General features: G+C 65.0%; 17 protein-coding genes and 1 CRISPR repeat array (1 of these 18 only partly in view). Of the genes, 11 read left to right on the top strand and 6 right to left on the bottom strand.

Translation table 11 applies throughout. The features are described from left to right. Positions 1-14 precede the first annotated feature (14 nt). Complete coding sequence (locus ACQUQO_RS13930; protein ID WP_435078640.1) at positions 15-245, bottom strand: hypothetical protein; 231 nt, start codon at positions 243-245, stop codon at positions 15-17. Positions 246-410: 165 nt separating this feature from the next. On the opposite strand from ACQUQO_RS13930, the gene ACQUQO_RS13925 reads away from it, so the two are divergent. The 5 genes from ACQUQO_RS13925 to ACQUQO_RS13905 all read left to right on the top strand — a co-directional run bounded on the left by ACQUQO_RS13925 (position 411) and on the right by ACQUQO_RS13905 (position 8,835). Next, complete coding sequence (locus tag ACQUQO_RS13925; protein ID WP_435078638.1) at positions 411-2,411, top strand: OB-fold nucleic acid binding domain-containing protein; 2,001 nt, start codon at positions 411-413, stop codon at positions 2,409-2,411. Positions 2,412-2,462: 51 nt separating this feature from the next. Then, a complete protein-coding gene (locus ACQUQO_RS13920) occupies positions 2,463-4,112 on the top strand; it encodes a tRNA uridine(34) 5-carboxymethylaminomethyl modification radical SAM/GNAT enzyme Elp3 (RefSeq protein ID WP_435078636.1) in 1,650 nt (549 codons plus the stop codon). 467 nt (positions 4,113-4,579) lie between these two features. After that, complete coding sequence (locus ACQUQO_RS13915) at positions 4,580-5,596, top strand: NAD(P)/FAD-dependent oxidoreductase (protein WP_435078634.1); 1,017 nt, start codon at positions 4,580-4,582, stop codon at positions 5,594-5,596. 36 nt (positions 5,597-5,632) lie between these two features. Further along, positions 5,633-7,720: a ribosome rescue protein RqcH gene (gene rqcH, locus ACQUQO_RS13910; RefSeq protein WP_435078633.1), complete on the top strand. Its 2,088-nt coding sequence runs from the start codon at positions 5,633-5,635 to the stop codon at positions 7,718-7,720. Between the two features lie 44 nt (positions 7,721-7,764). Further along, the gene (locus ACQUQO_RS13905) at positions 7,765-8,835 is read left to right on the top strand and encodes an mRNA surveillance protein pelota (protein WP_435078631.1); all 1,071 of its coding nucleotides are present in this window, start codon (positions 7,765-7,767) and stop codon (positions 8,833-8,835) included. A gap of 5 nt (positions 8,836-8,840) precedes the next feature. On the opposite strand, the gene ACQUQO_RS13900 is transcribed toward ACQUQO_RS13905, so the two are convergent. After that, positions 8,841-9,596 carry an MBL fold metallo-hydrolase gene (locus ACQUQO_RS13900; protein ID WP_435078629.1) on the bottom strand — a complete coding sequence of 252 codons (756 nt, stop codon included), beginning with the start codon at positions 9,594-9,596 and terminating at the stop codon, positions 8,841-8,843. A 92-nt stretch (positions 9,597-9,688) separates the two neighbouring features. On the opposite strand from ACQUQO_RS13900, the gene ACQUQO_RS13895 reads away from it, so the two are divergent. Continuing rightward, entirely contained in the window at positions 9,689-11,077 is a 1,389-nt protein-coding gene (locus ACQUQO_RS13895) for a WD40/YVTN/BNR-like repeat-containing protein (RefSeq protein ID WP_435078627.1), read from the top strand. A 3-nt stretch (positions 11,078-11,080) separates the two neighbouring features. Here ACQUQO_RS13895 and ACQUQO_RS13890 read toward each other — a convergent pair whose 3' ends face one another. Next, complete coding sequence (locus tag ACQUQO_RS13890; RefSeq protein ID WP_435078626.1) at positions 11,081-13,843, bottom strand: AAA domain-containing protein; 2,763 nt, start codon at positions 13,841-13,843, stop codon at positions 11,081-11,083. A 164-nt stretch (positions 13,844-14,007) separates the two neighbouring features. Between ACQUQO_RS13890 and ACQUQO_RS13885 the strand changes: the two genes are divergently transcribed. Both ACQUQO_RS13885 and glmU read left to right on the top strand, forming a co-directional pair. After that, the gene (locus ACQUQO_RS13885; protein WP_435078624.1) at positions 14,008-14,817 is read left to right on the top strand and encodes an N-acyl homoserine lactonase family protein; all 810 of its coding nucleotides are present in this window, start codon (positions 14,008-14,010) and stop codon (positions 14,815-14,817) included. Positions 14,818-15,052: 235 nt separating this feature from the next. Further along, a complete protein-coding gene (gene glmU, locus ACQUQO_RS13880) occupies positions 15,053-16,234 on the top strand; it encodes a bifunctional sugar-1-phosphate nucleotidylyltransferase/acetyltransferase (RefSeq protein ID WP_435078623.1) in 1,182 nt (393 codons plus the stop codon). Positions 16,235-16,295: 61 nt separating this feature from the next. Here glmU and ACQUQO_RS13875 read toward each other — a convergent pair whose 3' ends face one another. Beyond that, on the bottom strand, positions 16,296-16,715 hold the full coding sequence (locus ACQUQO_RS13875; RefSeq protein ID WP_435078621.1) for a Rieske (2Fe-2S) protein: 420 nt from the start codon (positions 16,713-16,715) through the stop codon (positions 16,296-16,298). Positions 16,716-16,766: 51 nt separating this feature from the next. After that, the gene (locus tag ACQUQO_RS13870) at positions 16,767-17,789 is read right to left on the bottom strand and encodes an NADP-dependent oxidoreductase (protein ID WP_435078619.1); all 1,023 of its coding nucleotides are present in this window, start codon (positions 17,787-17,789) and stop codon (positions 16,767-16,769) included. 118 nt (positions 17,790-17,907) lie between these two features. On the opposite strand from ACQUQO_RS13870, the gene ACQUQO_RS13865 reads away from it, so the two are divergent. Genes ACQUQO_RS13865 through ACQUQO_RS13855 form a run of 3 tightly spaced genes read left to right on the top strand, consistent with a single transcriptional unit; the run spans position 17,908 to position 20,149 of the window. Then, on the top strand, positions 17,908-19,074 hold the full coding sequence (locus ACQUQO_RS13865; RefSeq protein ID WP_435078642.1) for a glutathione-independent formaldehyde dehydrogenase: 1,167 nt from the start codon (positions 17,908-17,910) through the stop codon (positions 19,072-19,074). 29 nt (positions 19,075-19,103) lie between these two features. Next, the gene (locus ACQUQO_RS13860) at positions 19,104-19,910 is read left to right on the top strand and encodes an MIP/aquaporin family protein (protein WP_435078617.1); all 807 of its coding nucleotides are present in this window, start codon (positions 19,104-19,106) and stop codon (positions 19,908-19,910) included. Positions 19,911-19,963: 53 nt separating this feature from the next. After that, positions 19,964-20,149, top strand: coding sequence for a hypothetical protein (locus ACQUQO_RS13855; RefSeq protein ID WP_435078616.1), 186 nt, complete (start codon positions 19,964-19,966; stop codon positions 20,147-20,149). On the opposite strand, the gene ACQUQO_RS13850 is transcribed toward ACQUQO_RS13855, so the two are convergent. Then, a complete protein-coding gene (locus ACQUQO_RS13850; protein ID WP_435078614.1) occupies positions 20,150-21,253 on the bottom strand; it encodes a CobW family GTP-binding protein in 1,104 nt (367 codons plus the stop codon). Positions 21,254-21,303: 50 nt separating this feature from the next. Next, a CRISPR array of direct repeats spans positions 21,304-24,102; the repeat unit is 30 nt; unit sequence GCTTCAACCCCACGAGGGTTCGTCTGAAAC; it runs 2,041 nt beyond the window's last position.

The raw sequence follows: 24,102 nt of genomic DNA, 5'->3' as shown, positions 1-24,102 counted from the left end.
GCCGAGGTTTCAGGTCAATATCTCACTGAGCGAGAATAGCTACGTTCGTCTTCAACAACACACTCCTTGGCAGGGCCGTCTTCGAGGACGACGAGGGAAACGAGGTGCAGGTCGCGCTCTTTCCCGAGGAGGCCCGAAAAATCGAAGATGATATCGAAGCGCTCGAAGACGAGAGTCCGGTGTTCGAGAGCTGACCTTCCGCTACCCACCACGACGGCCACACCCTCCCCAGCCGATTCGCTCACTACGTTCGCTCATCCCTCGCGCGTCCTCCGGCCTTCGGCCGGATTCATCGCGCGCCGCCGCAACGTCCAGCAACAACTGACACGATTGCGGAGCACTGTTCGACTGGACCCGTGTGCGCGTTGCGTTTCGACAACCGTTTTAATCCCCGGCCGTTCTCTCCGCTAATGGGTAGCTGTATCATCTGCGGCTCCTCCACCGATGGCTACATCTGCGAGAGCCACGAGGAGGACGTCGTCTTCGAATTCGAAGGCTCGCACGCGAACCAACTCACGCCCGGACGCTTCTACCGCGGCTCGGTCGACGGCTTCGCCGACTTCGGCGTGTTCATCGACATCGGCGACAGCGTCACCGGCTTGCTCCACCGCAGCGAACTCGACAGCCGGCTGGAGAGTCTCGACTGGAATTCGGGTGACTCGGTGTACGTCCAGGTCACGGACGTCCACGACAACGGCAACGTCGACCTCACGTGGTCGATTCGCCAGGCCGACCGCGAATTTCGGGGGAGTCTCGTCGACACGCCAGAGGGTGACGAACTTCCCGACGAGGCGGAGGCTCCCGACCCAAATGAGCACGCGGTCGCCGGACGTCCGGCGGCCGAACCCGACGAGGTGACGGCCGACCAACCGCGGACGGACGGTAACACGGGCACCGAGACGACGGCCGACACCGGTGACGCGACGCTCGCCGAACCGGACGCCGACCGCGAGCGCGTCCCCATCGAAGACCTCGAATCCCGCGTCGGTGACCCGGTGCGGGTCGAGGGCGAGGTCGCGGCCGTGCGCCAGACCGGCGGCCCGACCGTCTTCACGCTCCACGACGAAACCGGGGCTGTGGACTGTGCGGCCTTCGAGGAGGCCGGCGTCCGTGCGTATCCCGACGTCGAGCAGGGCGCGGTCGTCGCCATCGAGGGCCGCGTCGAGCGCCACCGCGAGGACCTCCAGGTCGAGGCATCGGGACTCACCGTGTTGGACGGCGAGGAGCGCGAGACCGTCGAGAATCGGATGGAAGAGGCTCTCGCGGAGCAAGCCCGTCCCGAGGAGGTCCCACCGCTCGCCGAGGACGACACGGTGGCCGACCGCATCGAGGGAATCCGCGACCTCGCGGGGTTGATTCGCCGCGCCGTACTGGATTCGCGGCCCGTCATCGTTCGCCACGACGCCAGCGCCGACGGCTACGTCGCCGCCAGCGCCATCGAACGGGCGACGCTCCCGCTGGTCCGTGACGAACACGCCCAGAGCGACGCCGAATACCACTACTTCGACCGCCGACCGCTCGGCGAAGGCGTCTACGACATGGATTCGGCGACCCGCGACGTGACGAACATGCTCGATGCCAACGAGCGCCACGACGAGAAACTTCCACTCTTCGTCTTCTGTGGCGTCGGCGGGACAGGAGCCTCCCGAGATGGCTTGGAGCTGCTCTCGCTGTACGACGCCGACCGGGCCGTCATCGCCGACGCGGCCGACGATGGGGCGACCGAAGCGCTCGTCGAGACTGACGGGACGACCGCGAGTGCGCTCGCGGCGACCGTCGCCGTCCACGTCAATCCCGATGCACGGACTGACCTCGAACACCTGCCGGCAGTGAGTTTCTGGGTGGACACCCCCGAGGCGTACGCAGACCTCGCCGCCGAGGCGGGCTACGACGCCGAGCGGGCGCGCGACCTCCGTGAATCCGTGGCGCTCGTGGCGAACTATCAGGCCTACGAGGACAAGCGCGAACTCGTCGCCGACCTGTTGTTCGACGGTCGACAGTCGCTCGCGGCACGGCTTGCGACACAGTTCCGCGAGAAGCTCGACACGGCCATCGAAACCGCAGAGGCCCATCTCGAACGGCACGAGGTCGACGGCACAGTCCTGAACGTGCTCGATACGGATGCGTTCACCCATCGCTACGACTTCCCGCCGACGGACCTGCTCTGTGACGAACTCTTCCGGAGAACGCGCGACGACGCACCGGTCCTGCTGGGAATCGGCGAGGACGAACTGCTCGTCCGCCACGCCGGCGAGCTCGACATCGACCGGCTGGCCGAGGCGACCGCCGAGCGCACGCTCGAGGCGGACGTCTCGGTCGGTGCGGCGGGCGACGAGAGACTGACGTTCCTCGTCGGCGAGCGCGAGACCGTCCGCGAGGCGGTCCTCGAAGCCGTCGGCGAGCAGGCGTAGGCCGGCAACAACAGCCTTATTCGCGCGACGCGATTGGTCTCCACGAGTGCGATGAGTACCGAGATTCCGCCGACCGAGTCAGACGAATTCGAGCGGACCTGCGAGGCGCTCATCCAGCGGATTCTCGACGGCGAGGTCGAACGCGGCGAGGTCGAGGCGGCGAAACTCGAAGCCTGTTCGACCCACTCCGCGCCGAAAGTCCCCAAGAACTCCGAAATTCTGGACCACGCGTCCGATGACCGCCGCGAGGAACTTGAGACGGTGCTTCGGCGCAAGCCCGTTCGGACTGCGTCGGGCGTCTCGCCGGTGGCCATCATGACCAGCCCGCACATGTGCCCGCACGGGCAGTGTCTGTACTGTCCCGGCGGTCCCGGGTCCGAGTTTTCGAGCGCTCAGTCCTACACGGGCCACGAGCCGGCCGCCGCGCGCGGCGTCCAGAACGACTACGACCCCTACGGGCAGGTCACCCTTCGGCTGAATCAGTTGCGCGAGATCGGGCACCCGGTCGACAAGGTCGAACTCATCCTGATGGGCGGGACGATGACCGCCCGAAGCCACGACTATCAGGAGTGGTTCGTCAAGCGGGCGTTGCAGGCGCTGAACGAGTTCGACCCCGACGCCGAGCCGAACCCTTCCGAGACCGAGAGCTTCGCACAGGACCCCGAGGAGTACGACTTCAAATATCTGGAGGACGTGATCGCCGACAACGAGACGGCGCGGGTTCGCAACATCGGGACGACCTTCGAGACCAAACCCGACTGGTGTGACCCCGAGCAGATCGACCGGATGCTTTCGTTGGGTGGGACGAAAGTCGAGGTCGGCGTCCAGACCACCTACGACGAGATCAATCGCGCGATGCATCGGGGCCACGGCACGCAGGCCTCCGTCGACGCGAACCGCCGGCTCAGGGATGCGGGGTTCAAGGTCGGCTTCCACATGATGCCCGGCCAACCGGGAATGAGCCGGGAGATGTGCATCGAGGACTTTCGACGCTTGTTCGAGGAGAGCGAGTGGCGACCGGACTACCTCAAGATCTACCCGATGCTCATCGTGCGCGGCACCGCGACCTACGACATGTGGCGCAAGGAGGAGTTCGAGCCGCTCGGAAACGACGAGGCCGCCGAGTTGGTCGCCGAAATCAAGTCCATGATACCGAAGTACGTCCGCCTCCAACGTGTGCAGCGCGACATTCCGGCGGACTTCATCGACGCGGGCGTCTGGAAGTCCAATCTCAGACAGCTCGCCCGACAGCGCATGGACGAACACGGCTGGCGCTGTGACTGCATCCGGTGTCGTGAGGTCGGGATGAACGAACAACCACCCGAAACCGTCGAACGTGACGTGCTCACCTACGAATCGGGTGGCGGGACGGAGCAGTTCATCAGCTACGAGGACGAAGAGCGCGACCTGCTGGTGGGATTCTGCCGGCTGCGCTTTCCCAACAACCCTGTGCGCCGTGAACTCGAAAACGCGGCCATCGTGCGCGAACTCCACGTCTACGGGCCGATGGTCGAAGTCGGGAACGAAAGCGCCGACTGGCAGCACAAGGGCTACGGCGGGAAACTCCTCCGCCACGCCGAGGCGATGGCCGCCGATGCGGGATTCGACAAGCTCAGCGTCATCAGCGGCATCGGTGCGCGCGAATACTATCGGAACCACGGCTACCGGCAGGACGGCCCGTACGTGAGCAAGCGGCTGTGAAGCTCCCCACCGCGAGCGACCGGCGGGGGCGAGCGGGCCAAGGCGCGACCAACGGGAGCGGTGCAGGCTCTTGATCGACCTTTTGCCAGCGAGGGAGTGCAACGACTGAGCGCAGTAAAAGGTCGGCGGGAATACTATCGGAACCGCGGCCACCGGCAGGACGGCCCGTACGTGAGCAAGCATTGTAAACGGCGATTCAGTTCACCAGAGTTGCTGAAAACGGGTGTGCGAGCCGCGTACACAGCCGATTCGGCCAGTTGATTTATGTAGATGGGGTGAGCGCATGGGATCGGGGACGACCGCAGGTGATGCCACGGACGGACCCGCCCGTGGGGCGCGGAGCCAGCTCGGGGTTCGCACCCCTCCGTCGATTTTCAGTCCTTTCTTCCGAGCGGTCGCGTTTACCGTTCGGAGTGCGTAGCCCGGCCGATGAACGATTCGTTTTCGACGGACGGGAGTGAAAAGCGATGACCGTCGCCATCGTCGGTGCCGGGGTGGCCGGGGCGGGGGCGGCGTACGCCCTCGACGGCGCGGCGGACGTAACTGTTTTCGAGAAGGAACCGACGGTCGGCGGGCGGACCGCGACCCGCCGCAATCACGGCTGTCGGTACGATTACGGCGCGAACTACTGCAAGGACGAAGGAAGGGTTGCCGACCTCCTCGCGGACCTCGATACGGAGGGGTTGGTCGATATCGATGCCCCGGTCTGGACGTTCGACGGCGAAAACGACGTCAGCGAGGGCCGAGACACCGACGACCGGAAGTGGACGTATCGGGAGGGTATCGACCAGTTGGCGAAACGGCTGTTCGAGCGAACCGATGCCACCGTCGAGACGAACACCCGCATCGGGCGTATCGAGCGGACGGATGGCTGGCGGATCGAAAGCGTGGGCGGTGGAGATGCCGGAACGTTCGATTCGTTGGTACTCACACCGCCCGCCCCACAGACGGCGAGCCTGCTCGCCGATGCGGCGTGGGAGAGCAATTTCCGCGCCGACCTCGTCGAGAGCGTCGAGACGGTGCCATATCGAACGACCATCACCGCCGTGTTGCACTACCCGTTCTCGCTCGACCGGCCGTACTACGCGCTCGTGAATATCGATGGTGAGCACGATATCGGCTGGCTCTCCCGCGAGGAGTGCAAGCCGAGCCACGTCCCCGACGGCGAGTCGCTCCTGATAGCCCAGATGGCTCCCGGCTGGTCGACCGAGCGCTACGGCGAACCAACCGACGACATCGCGGCCGCGGCGGCTGACATGGTCGCGGACCTGCTCGACGACGAGCGCCTCGCCGAGCCGGATTGGGTCGACGGTCATGGCTGGCGGCTCGCCCAACCCGACGGCGGCGTCGACGGGGACCTGCTCGATAGCGCCGAACGGGCGGGCCTGTTTTTCGCCGGCGATTGGGTCGACGGTGAGGGACGCATCCATCTCGCGCTCGACAGCGGTCTCGACGCCGGCGAACGTATCGTCGAGCGCTCGTAACGACACCCCTTTTTCTCGTCCACACGCAGGGCAGTCATGGACCCGAAACGCGAGCTAACCAGCGTCGACCTCGCGGCCCTCGTCACCGAGCTCGGGGCGTACGCCGGCGCGAAACTCGACAAGGCCTATCTCTACGGCGACGACCTCCTCAGATTGAAACTCCGGGACTTCGACCGTGGTCGGGTCGAACTCATCGTCGAGGTCGGCGAGACCAAGCGCGCACACGTCGTCTCGCCCGAGCACGTCCCCGACGCACCGGGTCGCCCGCCGGGGTTCGCGAAGATGCTCCGCAATCGACTCTCGGGGGCTGATTTCGCCGGCGTCTCGCAGTTCGGCTTCGACAGAGTCCTCACCTTCGAGTTCGAGCGCGAGGACCAGAACACGCAGGTCGTCGCCGAACTGTTCGGCGAAGGGAACGTCGCCGTGCTCGACGCTGCCGGCGAGGTGGTCGATTGCCTGAATACTGTTCGTCTTCAGTCCCGTACCGTGGCCCCGGGCGCACAGTACGAATACCCCTCCGCGCGCTTCGACCCGCTCGCTGTCGATTACGATGGATTCGCCGCCCGAATGCGCGAATCGAACACCGACCTCGTGCGCACGCTCGCCACCCAGTTGAACTTCGGCGGTCTCTACGGCGAGGAACTCTGTACCCGTGCGGGCGTCGCAAAGGAACTCGCCATCGCCGAGGCGGGCGAGGCGGAGTTCGAAGCGCTCTACGAGGCGCTCACCAGACTGTCCGAACAGCTCTCAAGTGGTGCGTTCGCACCGCGCATCTACCGCGACGACGGCGAGCCGGTCGACGTCACGCCGTTCGCGCTCGAAGAGCGGGCTGGATTGAGTAGTGAGGAATTCGATTCGTTCACCGCGGCGCTCGATGCGTACTTCGTCGAACTCGATACCACCGAGGACGAGGCAAGCGGCGGGCGAAGCAGACCAGATTTCGAGGAGGACATCGAGCGCCAAAAGCGCATCATCGACCAACAGGAGGGGGCCATCGAGGACTTCGAGGAACAGGCCGACCGCGAGCGCGCGAAGGCCGAGTCGTTGTATGCCAACTACGAACTCGTCGACGAGGTGCTCTCGACGGTCAGAAACGCGCGCGAGGAGGGTATCGGCTGGGAGGCCATCGACGAGCGGTTCGCCGAGGGCAGAGAGCGCGGCATCGCGGCCGCCGAGACCGTTTCGGGGGTCGAACCGAGCGAGGGCACGGTCAGGATGGACATCGACGGCCGCGATGTCGAACTCGACCCGCAGGAGGGCGTCGAGCAGAACGCAGACCGCCTCTACGGCGAGGCCAAGCGCGTCGTCGAGAAGAAGGAGGGCGCGGAGGAAGCCATCGCCGAGACGCGCGCCGAACTCGAAGCAATCGAGCGCCGCCGCGAGGAGTGGGAGGCCGGCGACGCCGAGAGTGAACCCGACGACGAAGCCGAAGACGTCGACTGGCTCTCACGACGGTCGATTCCCGTCAGGCAAAACGAGCAGTGGTACGAGCGATTCCGGTGGTTTCACACCGCGGACGGATTCCTCGTCCTCGGCGGGCGTAACGCCGACCAGAACGAGGAACTGGTGAAGAAATATCTCGACCGTGGCGACCGTTTCTTCCACACGCAGGTCCAAGGCGGACCGGTCACGGTGCTCAAGGCGACGGGACCGAGCGAACCCACGCGCGAAGTGGACGTTCCGGACGGGAGTCTCGAAGAGGCCGCCCAGTTCGCCGTCTCGTATTCGACCGTCTGGAAGAACGGCCGTTTCGCCGGCGACGCGTACATGGCCGCCCCCGACCAAGTCTCGAAGACCCCAGAGAGCGGCGAGTATCTCGAAAAAGGGGGCTTCGCCATCCGTGGCGACCGCACCTACTTCCGGGATATACCTGTCGGCGTCGCCGTCGGCATCACCTGCGAACCGGAAACACGAGTCATCGGCGGGCCACCGTCGGCCATCGTCGACCGCACTGAAACCGATATCACTGTGGAACCCGGCCAGTACGCCCAGAACGACGCGGCGAAACGGCTCTATCGGGAGTTCCGCGAGCGCTTTCAGGACACCTCGTTCGTCCGCAAGGTGGCGAGCCCGGACCTCATCGCGGAGTTCCTGCCACCCGGCGGGAGTCGCGTGGTCGAGTAGGCCCAACGACAGCGCACTTACTGCTCGGCCTCCCCAGTCGAAGTATGCACATCAACGACCGGACCCGTCTCGACGGCGAGCGCGAACGCTGGACGCTCGTCCCCGAGAGTCTGGACGACCTCTGGCATCTCTCGTACGTGCTCGAACCCGGCGACCTCGTCTCGGGTGAGACGACCCGGCGCATCCAGCGCAACGACGACCGCATGCGCGACACCGGCGGCGAGCGCGAGCCGATGTCGGTGACCATCAGCGTCGAAGAGAGCGAGTTCCACAAGTTCGCCAACCGTCTTCGAGTCTCTGGCACCATTGAATCAGCCTCCCGCGAGGACCAAGTGGGCCATCACCACACCTTGAACGTCGAGGAACGCGAAGAAGTCGATATCGAAAAGGTCTGGAAACCCGACCAGCGCGAACGCGTCGAGGAAGCCGTCGAGGCGACCGAAAACGCCGACGTCGCCATCGCCACAGTAGAAGAGGGCGCGGCGTCGATTCACACCGTTGCCCAGTACGGGGCCGAGGAGTACGCCTCCTTCACCGGTCCCACCGGCAAGGGCGAGTACGCCCGCGAGCGCTCCGAACTCTTCGCCGACCTCGCAAGCGCCCTCTCGCATCTCGATGTCGATGCCATCCTGCTCGCTGGACCGGGATTCACGAAAGAGGACGCCAGAACGTACATCGAGCGGAACGCACCTGAAGTCATGGACAAACTCGGTGCCACGGTCGACACGAGCGCCATCGGCGACCGGGGCGTTCACGAAGTGCTGAAACGCGGTGCAGTCGAGGAAGTCCAAGCCGAAACCAGAATCGCCGAGGAAGCCGAGAAAATCGACGACCTCACCGCCCGCATCGCACAGGGCGCGGAGGCCACGTACGGCATCGAGGAAGTCGCCGAGGCCACCGAGTTCGGGGCCGTGGAGGAGCTGCTGGTGCTCGACGACCGACTCCGCGCGGAGCGCGCCGGCGAGGGCGACTGGGCCATCGACGTGAACGAGATCATCGAGCGCGTCGAACAGCAGGGCGGCTCAGTCACCGTGTTTTCGAGCGAGTTCGCACCCGGCAATCAGTTGAACTCGTTGGGCGGGATTGCGGCGCTGTTGCGGTATCGATTGGAGTAGCCCCACTATTCGATTTCGACCGTCAGTCCGTCGCGCGCGAACCGGACATCGTCGTCGTAGTATTCCCCGATGGATTCGAGCATCTCCTCGTGGCGGCCCTCGGTGTGGGGATAGAGATGCGTGAGATAGACCCGGCCGACGTCGGCTCCCGACTCCGCGAGCACTCGGCCCAACTGGCTCGGCGTCGGGTGGTTCGAGACGTCGACCTCGTCGGGAAACGAACAGTCGTGGGCCAGTATGGCCGAGCCATCGGCGAAGTTCGCCAGCCCAGTGAAGGCCTCGCTGTCGGCGCTGAACGTGAAGGCCGGTGTGTCCGCCCCGTGAGTGAAGCGATAGGCAAGGCAGTCCATCGAGTGGCGGGTCTCCTTCGCCTCGACGTCGAAACCCGCAACCGAGAACGATTCTTCACCGATTTCGCGTACTCGAAGGTCGATGCGGCCGTCCATGTACTCGAAGACCGAGAGCAGGCCGTCGAGCAGGTCCTTCGTCCCCTGCGGGCCAACGATTTCGAGATAGTCCGCGCCAGCGAGCCACCGGGCTTTCATCAGGGGAAGCAGGTCGGCCACGTGGTCGAGATGGTGGTGGCTCAAGAGCACAGTCGAAACGCCCTCGTAGCCCGTGTCAGTGCGCGCGAGCGCGTTGAGGACGCCGCTGCCGCAGTCGACGAGCAGCGTATCAGTACCGGCTTCGAGCAGCAGTCCGGTCTGGGCACGCCGGCCGCTCGGCATCGCCGCGCCGGTTCCGAGGAAGGTCACGCGCATGGTGGATGGGCGACGGCACGGCGGAAAAGGCACTCGCCGACGTGTCGTGTTCAAGCCGAAGGCTCATGAGCGCTACCGACCGACGGAAACCAATGGCAGACTCGTCTACTGGCGGCGGCTTTTTCGCGTACTACCGCCAGTACGCGCGCTCTGGCGTCCACGCCGCGAGTGCGGCCGCGCTCACCGCCCTCGGGCTATGGGCCAGCTTCACCGGCAACCGCTGGTTCATCCTGCTGGCAATCGCCGTCTACGTCCTTCCGCCGGTGCTCCTCTATCTCACCGGCGAGGGCGAGAACGTCCCGTCGGTCGTCGGCGACGACGAGACGCGCGAGACCGGAACGAGCACGGACCAACCCGACACGAGTACCGACGAACCGCTCGACGGCGGAACCGGCAACGACCGCGCCGGCAGCCACCGCGGTTCGGCCAGTAACGCCACCGAACCAGCCAGTCGCGCCGATGGTTCCGATGTCGACATGGCGACCCATAGCACACCCGACAGCTCGACCGACCGCGATGCTCCGAACGCGGCAGCCACAGCCGACGTAGACGATGCCGAGGACCACCATGCGGACGACGAACGCGCAGCCGGAGTCGGTGAGGGAACCGACAGCGGTGGGTCGACCGACCCCGGTTGGAACGCCATCGACACGCCGACCGACCAGTCGCTGCTCGACGTCGTCGCCACCCGCGGGGGCGCGTACGCGGCCGGCGAGGGTGGCGTCGTGCTCGCCCGCGACGACGGCTGGGAGGTAGCGCTCGACGACGGTCCGACGGCGAACGCGAACGTGCTTCGCGGCGTGGACGCGACTGACGACGGTAAAACCGTCTGGTTCGCCGGCGACAGCGGCGTCCTCGGGCGCTACGCGGATGGTCGACTCACCGACCACTCCGCACCGGAAGACCAGACCAGCACGTGGGCGGACGTCGCCGTGACGGGCGATAGCGGCGAAGAGCGGCTCCATCTCGTGAACGGCTCCGGCGAACTCCTGCGAGGAAGCTACGAGAACGGCACGGTCTCGTGGGGCGACATCGAGAAACCGGGCAGCGGGTCGAGCATCGCGGCCATCGAATTTCTCGATACCGACCGTGGATACATCTGTGACACCAACCAGTCGGTCTACGAGACGACCGACGGCGGCGCGAGCTACGAGGAGATCGGCATCGAGGACGCGAACGCCGCCTTCACCGGCGTCGCCGCCAGCGACTCCGAAACCCTCGTCGCGGCCGACGACGGCTCGCTGTTTCGCTACGACGGGGCGGTCTGGACGCGGCTCCAGCCCGGCGAGCGCGCGCTCTCGGCGGTCGCTCTCGCGGGCGAAACCGGTCTCGCGGCCGGCGACGGCGGAGCGGTGTACGAACAGAATGACGGATGGGAATCGGTCGAGACGCCGGCCGACGCCGATCTGCACGGCATCGCCATCGACGACGCGGGAGCTGTTGCGGTCGGTACCGAGGGGACTGTCATCGAACGGCGGTAGGTCCTATCTCGCCCATTCGACCATCCGCGCGTAGCGTTCGTCGGCGGCGAGCGCGTTTTCGTCGCCGACGAGCACGAGCGCCTTCTTCGCGCGCGTGAGCGCAACATTGACTCGCCGGTAATCCTCGAAGATCGGCGAGTCGAGAGTTCCCGTGGCGACGAACGAGACGATAACGACCTCCTTCGCCGAGCCCTGAAAGCGGTCGACGGTGTCGACGGCGATGTCGGGAACTTCCCGACGGATGGCTGCCGCCTGTGCGCGGAACGGCGCGATGATACCGATGTCCTCGCGCGGGACGCCGGCCGCGACGGATCGCTCGACGAGTTCCGCGACCGCCTCGACCTCCGCGGGGTTCGTGTTGCCCTGCGCCGCGCCGTCGGGATCGACGAACGCGACGCGCTTTTGGAGACTCTCGGGAAGTGCGTCGGCGTCGACCGTCGGGAGGTCGGTGACGTGCTGGGCGGCGACCGCTCCACTCGCGGGCCTGAGCGCACCGTCGTAGAATTCCTGGGAGGAGAACGCCTGAATCCGCTGGGCCATCCGGTACTGGGTATCGAGCAACACCGATGCTGCCGGATGTTCGTCAATCAATCGCTCGAACAGCGACCGCGAGAGGTCGGCCACCTGCTCGCTGTCGGGCGATGGCTCGGTCGGTTGCTGGAGGTCGGCGTGCCCGCCGTCCGAGCGCGTCGCAGCCGGGTCCGTCGACGCCGGATCGTTCGCCTGCTCGGTGTCTTCGGCCTGCACCACCGGCGGGAGCTGCTGGTGGTCACCCACCAGAACGAACCGGTCGGCCAGCGCGAGCGCCGCGAGCGTCGCTGGCTCGGTGAGCTGGCCCGCCTCGTCGACGAGCGCCACGTCGAAGTCCGCCTCGCGCAGCACGCGCGAGCCACAGCTCGCCGTCGTCGCCGCCACCACCGGAGCCTCGTGCAGTTCGCGCGCCCGTTTTGCGGGGTCACCGCGCGATTCGAGTCGGTACTCCTGCATGTCCGCGCGCACGCCGTGCTCGGTGCCGACGCGAACGAAATCCGTGAATCCCTGTGCTTCGAGCGCTTCGAGCGCGTTGTCGACCGCCCGATTGGTAAAGGCCGACAGCAGCACGCGCTCGCCGCGGTCGACCAGCGCCCGTATCGCACGCGCGATGGTGTAGGTCTTGCCCGTTCCCGGTGGGCCGTGAATCAGCGCACAGTCCTCGGCCCCGACTGCGCGGCTCACGGCCCGGTTCTGGGCGGCATTGTTGTCGATGAACTCCTCCTCGATATCGCGAAATTCCGGCTCGCGTCGCCCGAACAACACGTCTTTCTGACTGGGGTCGCCGGCGAGCACCGCGTCGTGCAGCGCCGTGAGCATCCCGTCGACGCCCATCTCGGAGGGATAGACGTCGAGCCGGCGGAGTTCGACGGGTTCGTCGGTCCGCACGACGATTTCCTCACCCAACTCCACCACGCGGGCCATCTCGGCGGTCCCTCTGACGGGGTGGCCATCGCTCGCGAGTACGACATCACCTTCGCGGATTTTCGAGACCGGGTTCGCACATCGCGCGCGTAGCTCCCACCGGCCATCGGCTTCCTTCCTTCCTATCGGTTCGAGGTCGATGAGCGCCCGGTCGGCGTCGGTACGCTCGTCGGCGCTCTGTGTCCAGAGTTTCGCGTATTCGTGATGGACCGCCCGGCGTTCGTTCTCGATGGCGCGATAGAACCGCTCGAAATACGCCCGTTCCTCGGCGGGTAGTGCGCTGCCCACCTGTCCGGCCTTCGACTCTTGGTCGAGACGGCCCGAAACCACCATGCAGGTGTCCTGCTCGAAACAGTAGTTACAGGTCGCGTTGGCCTCGTAGCCGGTCGGAATCTCGTCGCTAGCGCCCATCGCGGCGAGTTCGTTGCGCTGTCTGAGGACGTACTCGACCAATCCATCCGACAGCGAGAAATCCTTCGCTGGCGATAAATCACCATCCGCCTCGTTTCTGTCGAGCGCCGCGTTTTTCGTGTATATCAGCGTCCCAGTGTCGGGTTTTTCGCCCATCTCGTCGAGCAGGAGTGCATAGCAGGCGACCTGCACCTTGTCCTGAAATCGGGGTTCGCTGTTGGTGTTCTTGCCCGTTTTGAGTTCCACAGGAGAGCCGCCGCGCACGGCATCGGCCCGTCCCTTCAGGCCATACTGCTCGGAAATCAGCGTTCGCTCGGAGCGCCACTCGTCCCCGCCGTCGAGGGTGCCCTGCCGGAGCCACCCGTCGATGGCGCGGGCGTGGTCGGCCACGTCCTTCCTGACCACGTCGGCGTCGCGTTCGAGCAGTCCCAAATCCAGTCCCGCCTCCGCCACTCGGTCGTCGATTGCCGTCTCGACGTCGCCGCCGCGAAGCAGATCGGAAAACACCTCGTGGACGACTGTTCCCTTGACCACGGGGTAGTTCAGCGGCACGCCGGAGAGCTTGTTGAGGTAGTGCATTCGCGGGCATTGCACCCACGAGCGCACGTCCGTGACGTTCACGAGGTAGTCGGGTTCGACCACGATTCGTGAATCGGCCGTGGTCGAATACTGAACCTCGCCCCGGTATTCCTCGCGCTCGACGCCGACGGCGAGCAGCTCCATGCCCGATTCGGCGTACTCGACGGTTTCGGTCCACTTGCCCCACAGGGTGAGCGTCACGGGGGCGGCCCGCCCGCGCTCGGGTCTGATGGTGAGTTCCGCGAGGTCGCGCTCGCCGTAGTCGGTACTCACACTCGTTTTCTCATCGACCTCGACGAGCGGTCCCCGAAGCTCCGTCACACAGTAAGAGAGGCTGGCGAGCGAAAAACGCTTGTCGGTGTTCGGTTGTGGTTCGACACATCGTCCGTAGGTCCATCGACTGCCGACGAAAGCGGCAGTTCGTGACGTGCCATGCGACATATTCATGGCTTACCTTTAGTGCCGTCGAGCGTCTGGTTCGGTGTATGGCGCAACCGGAGCTGTACGCGATGAACAGCGCCGACTGGGAGTACGAGTACAGCGCGATGATGCGCAACCAGAAGCCGGGCGAGACCTACCCCTCGCTCACGCCGTTCTATCTCGTGGACCACCCCGAGGGGACAGTATTGATCGATACGGGCACCAGCTACGAGATGCTCGAAAACCCCGCCGACTACGGCCCCTACGGCGCGGGCTACATCGACGAGTTCGCCGCTGACGAGATCGAGATGAGCGAGGACGGAAAGGCGGTCAATCAACTCGCAGACCTCGGGTACGATCCCGCCGAAATCGACACCGTGGTCATGACCCACCTCCATCTCGACCACACGGGCGACATCCGCGAGTTTCCCGACAGCGAGTTCGTCGTCCAGCAGGACGAACTCGAATACGCGTGGTGGCCCGCCGACCCCATCCAGCAGAACCTCTACGTCGAGGGAGACTTCGGCGTGTTCCACGACGCCGAGTACAGCGTTACCGCAATCAGCGGAAACTACGATGTCTTCGGCGATGGAACCATCGAGTGCATCCCGACGCCCGGTCACTCGCCGGGCCATCAGGCGGTGAAAGTCGAACTCGAAGAGGCGGGCACAGTCATCCTCGCGGCCGACCTCGCCTTCACCCAGCGCGCCTACGAGGAGGAACTTCAGCCGGCCTTTGCGTGGGACACCGAATACGCCATTCGCTCGAACCGCAGGGTTCACAACCTCGAACGGAAGGAGGACGCCGCCGTCTATCTCGCCCACGACCGCGAACACTTCGAGGAGCTCCCGGACCCGCCGGAGAGCCTCGTCTGAGTCAGCGAAGGCGTATCTCCCATTCATCGCAGCCCATGTGGCGGAACGAACGACGAGCCACGACGACCGTCCACACCCTCCCCAACCGACTCGCACGGTGTTCGCGCTCGTGCTCGTTCCACTCGCACACGAGCGCGAACGCGCGCCACCGCAACCGACAGCACGGCACCGCTTCCGATGCTCGCTGCCAGCGACGAACGGTAGGCCTATTTCACACCGGCGAGTCGGCCCCGGTATGCAGACTGTGCTCCTCGCGGCCGGCGAAGGCACGCGAATGCGCCCGCTGACCGCCCACACGCCGAAACCAATGCTTCCCGTCGCCGACCGTCCGCTCTGTGCCCACACCGCCGACGCCGCCATCGACGCCGGCACGGACGAACTGGTCTTCGTCGTCGGCTACGAGGCCGACACAGTACGGGAGTATTTCGGCGAGGAGTATCGCGGCATCCCAGTGAAATACGCCACACAGGACGAACAGTTGGGGACTGCTCACGCCGTCCGCGCCGCCCGCGACCACCTCGACGGCGACTTCGCCGTCCTCTACGGCGACGACCTCTACGACGCGGCGAGCATCGAGCAGTTGTTCGAGAACGCACCGGGCATTACCTCCTATCGTGCCGAGAACCCCGAAAATTACGGCGTTCTCGATACCGATGGGGAGCGAGTGGTCGGCGTCACGGAAAAGCCCGAAAACCCCGAAACGAACCTCGTGAGCGCCGGGGCCTGCGTCCTGCCCGGCGAGGCTCGGGAGTGGCTCGACGTCGAAAAAAGCGAGCGCGGCGAGTACGAACTCACGGACGTCCTCGACCGGGTGTTCGCCGAGTACGGGGTTTCCTACACCGAACTCGACCGCTGGATGGGCGTCGGCCGGCCGTGGGAGTTGTTGGAGGCCAACGAGTGGAAGCTCGCCGACCTCGATAGCGACGTTCGGGGCGAGGTCAGCGAGCGCGCCGAACTTCGGGGACCAGTTGTCGTCGAGGAGGGCGCACACGTCGAGCCGGGCGTGGTCGTCGAGGGACCAGTCCTGATTCGTTCGGGCGCACACGTCGGCCCGAACGCCTACGTTCGCGGGGCGACACTGCTCGGCGAGGGGGTCCGCGTGGGCAACGCCGTCGAAATCAAAAACAGTGTCGTGATGGCCGAGACGCACGTTCCGCACCTCTCCTACGTCGGCGACAGCGTCCTTGGGAGGGAAGTGAACTTCGGGGCCAACACGACGGTCGCCAACCTCCGCCACGACGACGAACCGGTGAATCAAACGGTGAAGGGCGAGCGCGTCTCGACGGGGCGACGGAAATACGGCGTCGTCGCCGGCGACGGGACGAAGACCGGCGTTCACACCACGCTCTATCCGGGCGTCGTGCTCGATGCCGGCACGCGGACGAACCCGAACGAGACGGTCGCGCGCGACCGATAGCCGTCGCTCGTCTCCAGACGATTCGCCGGAAGTCAGTTCGCGGATTCGGGAACCGACCCACTCAGAACTCGACGTTCGAGGTCGAGGTGAGGTCGCCGTCGTCCTCGTTCGGCCCGGTGGCGACGAACTCGTAGCGCCCGTCGGCGAGTTTCACTTGGCCGTCTTCGACCGCGACGGCAACCGAATCGAGATATGCGCCCTCGCACGGGCCGAACGTGCAGTAGCCGGTGTCGGCTGCGAACATCGCGCCGTGGTTCGTACAGACGATTTCGCCGTCCCGGTATTCTGCGCCCGACCCCTTGTCGAGTCCGATGTGCGTGAAGTGCATACAGCGGTTCAGCCACGCCTCGATGCCGTCGTCGGTGTCGATGAGGACGGCCTCGTGGATTTGCTCTCCATCCAGTTCGCGGACCGTGAACAGCGCCGTCGTGTCGGCAGGAACGTCGTCGGCCGGCAGTATCGTGCCGTCAGCGGATGCCATCACCTCTCGGTTGGCGCTGGTGAAGGGTAGACCCGTCGCTTGCGGACGGGACTACTCGCTCGGCTCGGCGACCTGCACCACTTGCTTGCCGATGTTGTCGCCCTCGAACAGGCCGAGAAATGCGTCAGGCGCGTTCTCGAAGCCCTCGACGACGGTCTCGCGGTGGGCGAGGTCACCGTTCGTGACCCACTCGTGGAGTCGCGCGTTGGCCTGCTCGAAGCGGGCCACGTAGTCGCCGACGAGCAGTCCCTCGACGCGGGCGCGCGAGGGGATGAGCAGCGGGAGCTTTCGGGGACCGGTCGCAACGCCTTCATCATTGTAGGTGGCTATCTGACCACAGACCGCGACCCGCCCGTCGACGTTGAGCCGGGTGAAAACGCCGTCAGTGATGGGTCCGCCGACGTTGTCGAAGTAGCCGTCGACGCCCTCGGGAGCCGCCTCGTCGAGCGCGTCACCGTAGTCGTCGGTCTCTTTGTAGTTGATGCCGGCATCGAAGCCGAGGTCGTCTTCGAGATACCGCACTTTCTCGTCGCTCCCCGCAAAGCCGACGACGCGCGCACCGGCGAAACTCGCCAGTTGGCCGACCGTCGAGCCGACCGCGCCGGCCGCGCCCGAGACCACGACCGTATCGCCCGGCGTGGGTTCGAGCACCTCGCGCGTGCCGAAGTAGGCGGTGCGGCCGGGCATGCCCAACACGCCGAGGTACGATTCGAGCGGGGCGTTCTCGCTCGGTTCGATGGGTGTGAGGTCGTCGCCGTCGAGGGTGGCGTACTCGCTCCAGTAGCCATTGGCGAAGACGAACTCGCCGCCCTGCCAGTCGTCGTGTGCGGAGTCGACGACCTCGCCGACGACGTGGCCCGCCATCGCCTCGCCCACCTCCCACGGGTCGGCGTAGGATTCGCGGTCGCGCATCCGCCCGCGCATGTACGGGTCGACCGAGAGATACAGCGTGCGGACGAGGACTTCGCCGCGGTTCGGCTCCGGTAGCTCGGTCTCCTCCGGCTCGAAGGTGTCGCGGTCGGGTCTTCCCTCGGGTCGCTTGCCGAGAACGAACCGTCGATTGCTGTCGCTCACGGACACGATTCGCCCGGACGGCGGAGGAGCCTTCCGGTTCGTCCATGGCGAATATATACCGATAATTACGAAAGCTTGAAGGATCTCTCGCCACCATGTGGATTGGGACACAATGTCAATGAGAGCAGTCGTCTACAAGGGCGAACACGACGTCGCGGTCGAGGACGTCGACGAACCGGAAATCGAACATCCAAACGACGTGGTCATCGATATCACGACCACCGCCATCTGTGGGTCGGACCTCCACATGTACGAGGGGCGGACTGGGGCCGAGGAGGGCATCGTCTTCGGCCACGAGAACATGGGCACCGTCGAGCAGGTCGGCGACGGCGTCGACACCCTCGAAGAGGGCGACCGCATCGTTCTCCCGTTCAACGTCGCGTGTGGGTTCTGTAAGAACTGCGAGAGCGGCAAGACCGCCTTCTGTACGAACGTCAACGAGGAAGGCAGCGTGCCGGCCGGCGGTGCCTACGGCTATGTCGGCATGGGACCGTATCAAGGTGGGCAGGCCGAGAAACTCCGGGTCCCGTACGCGGACTTCAACGCGCTCAAACTCCCCGAGGGCGGCAGCAACGAGGACTCGTTCGCACTGTTGGCCGACATCTTCCCGACGGGGTGGCACGGCACGCGGCTTGCGGACCTCCAGCCAGGTGAGTCGGTCGCGGTCTACGGCGCGGGTCCCGTCGGCCTGATGGCAGCCTACAGCGCGAAGATTCAGGGTGCATCGGAGATATATTCGGTCGACCGCGTGCCGAGTCGGCTGGACCTCGCGCGCGAGTACTGTGATGCCACTCCGATCAACTTCGAGGAAAGCGATCCCGTCGAGCAGATCAAGGAGATCCACGGCGGCGGCGTCGACAAGGGCGTGGATGCGGTCGGCTACCAAGCCGTGGACCCCGACAAGGAGGCCGATGACGCCTACGACCCCGCCCGCGAGAACCCGGCGAACGTGCTCAACAACCTCATTCGAACCGTACGCCCGACCGGCCAACTCGGCATCGTCGGACTCTACGTCCCCGACGACCCCGGCGCACCCGACGAGATGTCCGCCGAAGGGCGACTGGGCATCGACTTCGGCAAACTCTTCGAGAAGGGCCAGAAGTTGGGAACGGGCCAATGCGACGTCAAATCCTACAACCGCCAGCTGCGGGACCTCATCGTCGAGGGCCGCGCCGACCCGAGCTTTCTGGTATCGCACCGGGTGGGTCTCGACGAGGCCCCCGAGATGTACGAGCGCTTCGACAACCGCGAAGAGGGCGTCACGAAGGTACTGCTCGAACCGTAGCGCGGTTCCCATAGCACGCATCATTTTCCATGGCAGACGACCACACGCTCGCGAAGAAGGCGCTCGCGGAGTTCATCGGAACGTTCAGCATCGTCTTCTTCGGCGCGGGGGCGGTCGCCATCGACATCCTCACCGCTCCAGAGGGAGGCGGTGACGGAACGTTCGTCTTCAATGGGCTCGGGTTCGGCGCGCTCGGCTGGGTCGGGGTCGCGCTCGCGTTCTGGGCGGCCGTCACGATTCCGATCTACGTTTTCGGCAGCGTCTCCGGCCAGCACATCAACCCCGCGGTCACGTTCGCGCTCTGGCTGACCGACCGGATCGGTTCGGCTGCGGCGGGCGTCTATGTCGTCGCCCAGTTGCTCGGCGGGGTCGCCGGCGCGGTCGTCTTCGTTCTCATCCGTGGCACCAAAGCGGCGACGATGGGCGTCTCCGGCGCAACGGCACCGTTCCCCGGCGTCTCCGTCTGGCAGGCGTTCGCCAACGAGATCGTCATCACGTTTTTCCTGATGGTCGTAATCATGGCGCTCGCCATCGACGAGGACGGACCGGGCCAGCACGCCGGTCTCGTCATCGGGTTCGTGGTCGCGATGGGCGTCCTCACGACCGGCAACATCAGCGGGGCGTCGTTCAATCCCGCACGCACCATCGGCCCGTACGTCTCGAACACGATCTTCGGCGGTCCCAACTGGTGGCGGTTCGTCTGGATCTATCTCTTCGGTCCCGCCATTGGGGCGGCCGCCGGGGCGCTCCTCTACGATTACCTGGCGCTGGGCGGCGTTTCGCTCGTCGCCACGGGGAGCGAGCAGTCCACCGAGGAAACCGAAGCCGGGCGCTGAGACCGACCTGCGTTGGCTGCGCGTCCTCGCTCTCGACGCAAGCATTATGCTTCATGCGATGGTACGACGCCTACTGCCGAACGATGTGCATCTACTGTAGCTACGACATGGACGGCTGGGGGAAGCTCCTCGAATACGACGACACCTATCAGGAAGTCGTCCGCGGGGACGACACCACGGCGTCGAACTACGGCTTCCACGAGTCGTGGGACGACCTCCGCGAGCAGGTGTCGCCGTAGTCACGTCGGGAACGGGTCGTCGAACGCGCGGTCGTCCGTCTCGTCGGCGAGCAGACAGGCATCGAGGTCCGCAACGATAGCGTCCTCGTTCATCTCGCTGCCGATGAACACGAGCCGGGTCCGTCGGTCGTCCTCATCGCTCCACTCGCCGATGGGACCGGCCTGCACCGACCGCCCGGCCCGATTGAGTCCCATCACGTCCTCGCGGCCGGCGAGCCGGAAGACGCCTTTCGCCCGAATCACGGACTCGGTCCACGAATCGAGCCACTCGTCGAATCGTTCGGGGTGGAACGGTCGTTCTGACGTATAGACGAACGACGAGACGCCGTGTGCGGCGGCCGCCGGCCGGTCGTGGTCGTGGCCATCGCCCGCGAGCGCCTGCTTCCAGCCGGCCGAACGCGTGACTTCGGCGAAGTCGAATCGGTCGGTGTCGAGCACGAGTTCCGGGTCGACGTCGGCGTGTGTCGTGCGGACGATTTCGGCCCGGGACTGGAGCCGGCGGAGTGCGGCCTCGATTCCGTCGAGTTGCGCCTCGGGAACCATGTCACACTTGTTGCAGAGCAGGACGTCACAGAACTCGATTGCCTCGACGAGGACGTCGGCGAGCGGGCGGTCCATCGCGGACTCTGCATGCTCGGGCAGCGACGCACCGGCATCGAACTCCTTCCAGAAGCCGTAGGCGTCGACCACCGACACCATCGTGTCGAGGTGGTAGTGCTCGGTCGGGTCGATGTCGCTTTCGTCCGAGCCGTCGAGAAACGTCCGTGCGACCGGCACCGGCTCGCTGATGCCCGACGATTCGACCACCAGCACGTCGAAGTCGCGGGTCTCGGCGAGCCGTGCGGTCTCGGTGAGGAGGTCGTCCTGCAGCCGACAGCAGATGCAGCCGTTCGAGAGGTCGACGATGCCCGGGTCGTCGGTCTCCGCCGAGCGGGCGAGGAGGTCGGCATCGACGTTCACCTCGCCCATATCGTTGACGACGACGGCAATGTCGCGGCCGCCGGGGTCGGCGAGTAGGCGATTGAGGAGCGTCGTCTTGCCCGCACCGAGCGCACCGTTCACGACCGTCACCGGCGTGGTTTCGTTAGCTGAGACGTTCGTCATCGTCCTCTCAATGGTGGGGAGGTACTACAATCTTACAGCCATCGTCGGTGACCTCAACCCCACGAGGGTTCGTCTGAAACGTCGCCGACGACTCCGCGCGGTCAACCCCACGCCGGCTTCAACCCCACGAGGGTTCGTCTGAAACGACGTGGGGGCGGCTCTTGTCGATCCTCTTGGCGGCGCTTCAACCCCACGAGGGTTCGTCTGAAACCTCCAACTCCGAGAGCGGGAGCGTCGGGTCAGCGGGGCTTCAACCCCACGAGGGTTCGTCTGAAACGCGGCGTGCCGCCGAACCCGTGTTCGACTTTGCCGCTTCAACCCCACGAGGGTTCGTCTGAAACGCTGCGCTTCCTCTTCGAGCTGCCGCTCGACTGGACGCTTCAACCCCACGAGGGTTCGTCTGAAACGAGCATATCGCCAGCCACCCACGCGACCACACCCGCGCTTCAACCCCACGAGGGTTCGTCTGAAACTCGAGAACTGACGGTTGACCAAGCACTATCGGCAAGAGCTTCAACCCCACGAGGGTTCGTCTGAAACTTGTATCGCCAACGGACTGCGCCATCGAGTGACCGGAGCTTCAACCCCACGAGGGTTCGTCTGAAACGCGGGCGCGTAGTGCAACGGCATGGGACTGTTCGGCTTCAACCCCACGAGGGTTCGTCTGAAACCTCTATCGCTGGGTGTCGGGGTTCGCCCGCCGCGGCTTCAACCCCACGAGGGTTCGTCTGAAACCGTGGACTTCGGTGACGACGCCGAGCGGTCGTTCACGGCTTCAACCCCACGAGGGTTCGTCTGAAACGGCAGCGCCAGCTCGGACTGTTCGAGGTCTTTGATGCTTCAACCCCACGAGGGTTCGTCTGAAACGCGGTGCGGCTTTGGTGGTCGCGGACGGCACGCTCGCTTCAACCCCACGAGGGTTCGTCTGAAACGGTTCGTCTGAAACAACATACCCGCCACCGAGAGCAGTCACGTCATCGAGCTTCAACCCCACGAGGGTTCGTCTGAAACCAACTCTGCTGGGGTGCGGTCGGCATCAACAAGCATGCTTCAACCCCACGAGGGTTCGTCTGAAACTCGGACGACACACCGCACTTCACCGACCTGAAGCGCGCTTCAACCCCACGAGGGTTCGTCTGAAACGTGGGCCTCGGCAACCGGGCGGCGATGGCGGAGTTCGGCTTCAACCCCACGAGGGTTCGTCTGAAACACGCAGGCGATGCTGCCGGCGCTCGCCGAAGCCGTCGCTTCAACCCCACGAGGGTTCGTCTGAAACGTGATGTGACCGACCGCGCTCCGGCAGCGACGAGCTTCAACCCCACGAGGGTTCGTCTGAAACACGGTACGGAGTACCTCCAAATTCCAGTTGTTGCTGGGCTTCAACCCCACGAGGGTTCGTCTGAAACGGCAAAGATGAAGACCGAGTGTTCCTGACGGATGAGGCTTCAACCCCACGAGGGTTCGTCTGAAACCCGGCTCACAGTGCGGAGATGGCGCAGCACCGTCGGCGCTTCAACCCCACGAGGGTTCGTCTGAAACGCGGCAACCCGCGCTCGACCACCTTGCGCTCGTGATGCTTCAACCCCACGAGGGTTCGTCTGAAACGTCGTTGGACCCATCAAGCGAGAACGCCTCGCCGAGCTTCAACCCCACGAGGGTTCGTCTGAAACTCGCGCTTGGCAACGTCGTCCGCCTCGCGTTCGATGCTTCAACCCCACGAGGGTTCGTCTGAAACCCGGACGAGCTCATGGACTGGATGGCCGATATGGCCGCTTCAACCCCACGAGGGTTCGTCTGAAACAGCATGAGCGAACAACAACCTCACCCAATCAACGTCGCTTCAACCCCACGAGGGTTCGTCTGAAACCCTTCGGAAGTACGGTAGTGCGTACGATGGTGAGGAGGCTTCAACCCCACGAGGGTTCGTCTGAAACCGTAGCCACTTCCGTAGCCACCAGCGTAGCCGCGCTTCAACCCCACGAGGGTTCGTCTGAAACCCCTACTCATTCACCTACGCACAGTTTTCGATGGATGCTTCAACCCCACGAGGGTTCGTCTGAAACGCTCAAAGAGGCGACTGAGCGCGGCGTGTTCGACAACGCGCTTCAACCCCACGAGGGTTCGTCTGAAACCGTCGCTCCACACTTGACTCATCGGTGGGCCTCCAGCTTCAACCCCACGAGGGTTCGTCTGAAACCCGGCGAACATCCACGGCCGGTTCTGGTTGCCCATGCTTCAACCCCACGAGGGTTCGTCTGAAACGTTATCTTCATCACTTCATAGTAGCTGGCTCTCGAAGCTTCAACCCCACGAGGGTTCGTCTGAAACAACCGCCCGACCATCTGGCCGTCGTCGTTATACTCGCTTCAACCCCACGAGGGTTCGTCTGAAACGCTCATGGCGGATGATGCGACAGACCGTCCGAAAGACGCTTCAACCCCACGAGGGTTCGTCTGAAACGATCGACGTACTCGATGCGCTCGACTTGGTCGCCGAGGCTTCAACCCCACGAGGGTTCGTCTGAAACATTGCCGTACATAGGTGTCTATTTAGCCTTCTCAGGCTTCAACCCCACGAGGGTTCGTCTGAAACGAGAGCTTGGTGTACGGCGGTGAGCAGTCCCTTCGGCTTCAACCCCACGAGGGTTCGTCTGAAACAAGAAGCTAAAGCCGATGAATCGCCATATTGTCCTGCTTCAACCCCACGAGGGTTCGTCTGAAACACGAGTTCGAAGGGGCCGCCACGGAGCAGCCGTAAGCTTCAACCCCACGAGGGTTCGTCTGAAACTCCCCCGCGCGGCCGACCATCGCCACGAGGCCCACCCGCTTCAACCCCACGAGGGTTCGTCT

This window comes from Halococcus sp. AFM35 (assembly GCF_051195015.1).
In the GTDB taxonomy this organism is placed as follows: Archaea; Halobacteriota; Halobacteria; order Halobacteriales; family Halococcaceae; genus Halococcus.
This window is presented reverse-complemented; position numbering and strand designations above follow the sequence as displayed.

Bases quoted from the DNA above. Each gene is read 5' to 3' on its own strand.
- ACQUQO_RS13925 (WP_435078638.1), top strand. From the start codon at position 411: ATGGGTAGCTGTATCATCTGCGGCTCCTCCACCGATGGCTACATCTGC.
- ACQUQO_RS13920 (WP_435078636.1), top strand. From the start codon at position 2,463: ATGAGTACCGAGATTCCGCCGACCGAGTCAGACGAATTCGAGCGGACC.
- ACQUQO_RS13915 (WP_435078634.1), top strand. From the start codon at position 4,580: ATGACCGTCGCCATCGTCGGTGCCGGGGTGGCCGGGGCGGGGGCGGCG.
- rqcH (WP_435078633.1), top strand. From the start codon at position 5,633: ATGGACCCGAAACGCGAGCTAACCAGCGTCGACCTCGCGGCCCTCGTC.
- ACQUQO_RS13905 (WP_435078631.1), top strand. From the start codon at position 7,765: ATGCACATCAACGACCGGACCCGTCTCGACGGCGAGCGCGAACGCTGG.
- ACQUQO_RS13900 (WP_435078629.1), bottom strand. From the start codon at position 9,596: ATGCGCGTGACCTTCCTCGGAACCGGCGCGGCGATGCCGAGCGGCCGG.
- ACQUQO_RS13895 (WP_435078627.1), top strand. From the start codon at position 9,689: ATGGCAGACTCGTCTACTGGCGGCGGCTTTTTCGCGTACTACCGCCAG.
- ACQUQO_RS13885 (WP_435078624.1), top strand. From the start codon at position 14,008: ATGGCGCAACCGGAGCTGTACGCGATGAACAGCGCCGACTGGGAGTAC.
- glmU (WP_435078623.1), top strand. From the start codon at position 15,053: ATGCAGACTGTGCTCCTCGCGGCCGGCGAAGGCACGCGAATGCGCCCG.
- ACQUQO_RS13875 (WP_435078621.1), bottom strand. From the start codon at position 16,715: ATGGCATCCGCTGACGGCACGATACTGCCGGCCGACGACGTTCCTGCC.
- ACQUQO_RS13865 (WP_435078642.1), top strand. From the start codon at position 17,908: ATGAGAGCAGTCGTCTACAAGGGCGAACACGACGTCGCGGTCGAGGAC.
- ACQUQO_RS13860 (WP_435078617.1), top strand. From the start codon at position 19,104: ATGGCAGACGACCACACGCTCGCGAAGAAGGCGCTCGCGGAGTTCATC.
- ACQUQO_RS13855 (WP_435078616.1), top strand. From the start codon at position 19,964: ATGCGATGGTACGACGCCTACTGCCGAACGATGTGCATCTACTGTAGC.
- ACQUQO_RS13850 (WP_435078614.1), bottom strand. From the start codon at position 21,253: ATGACGAACGTCTCAGCTAACGAAACCACGCCGGTGACGGTCGTGAAC.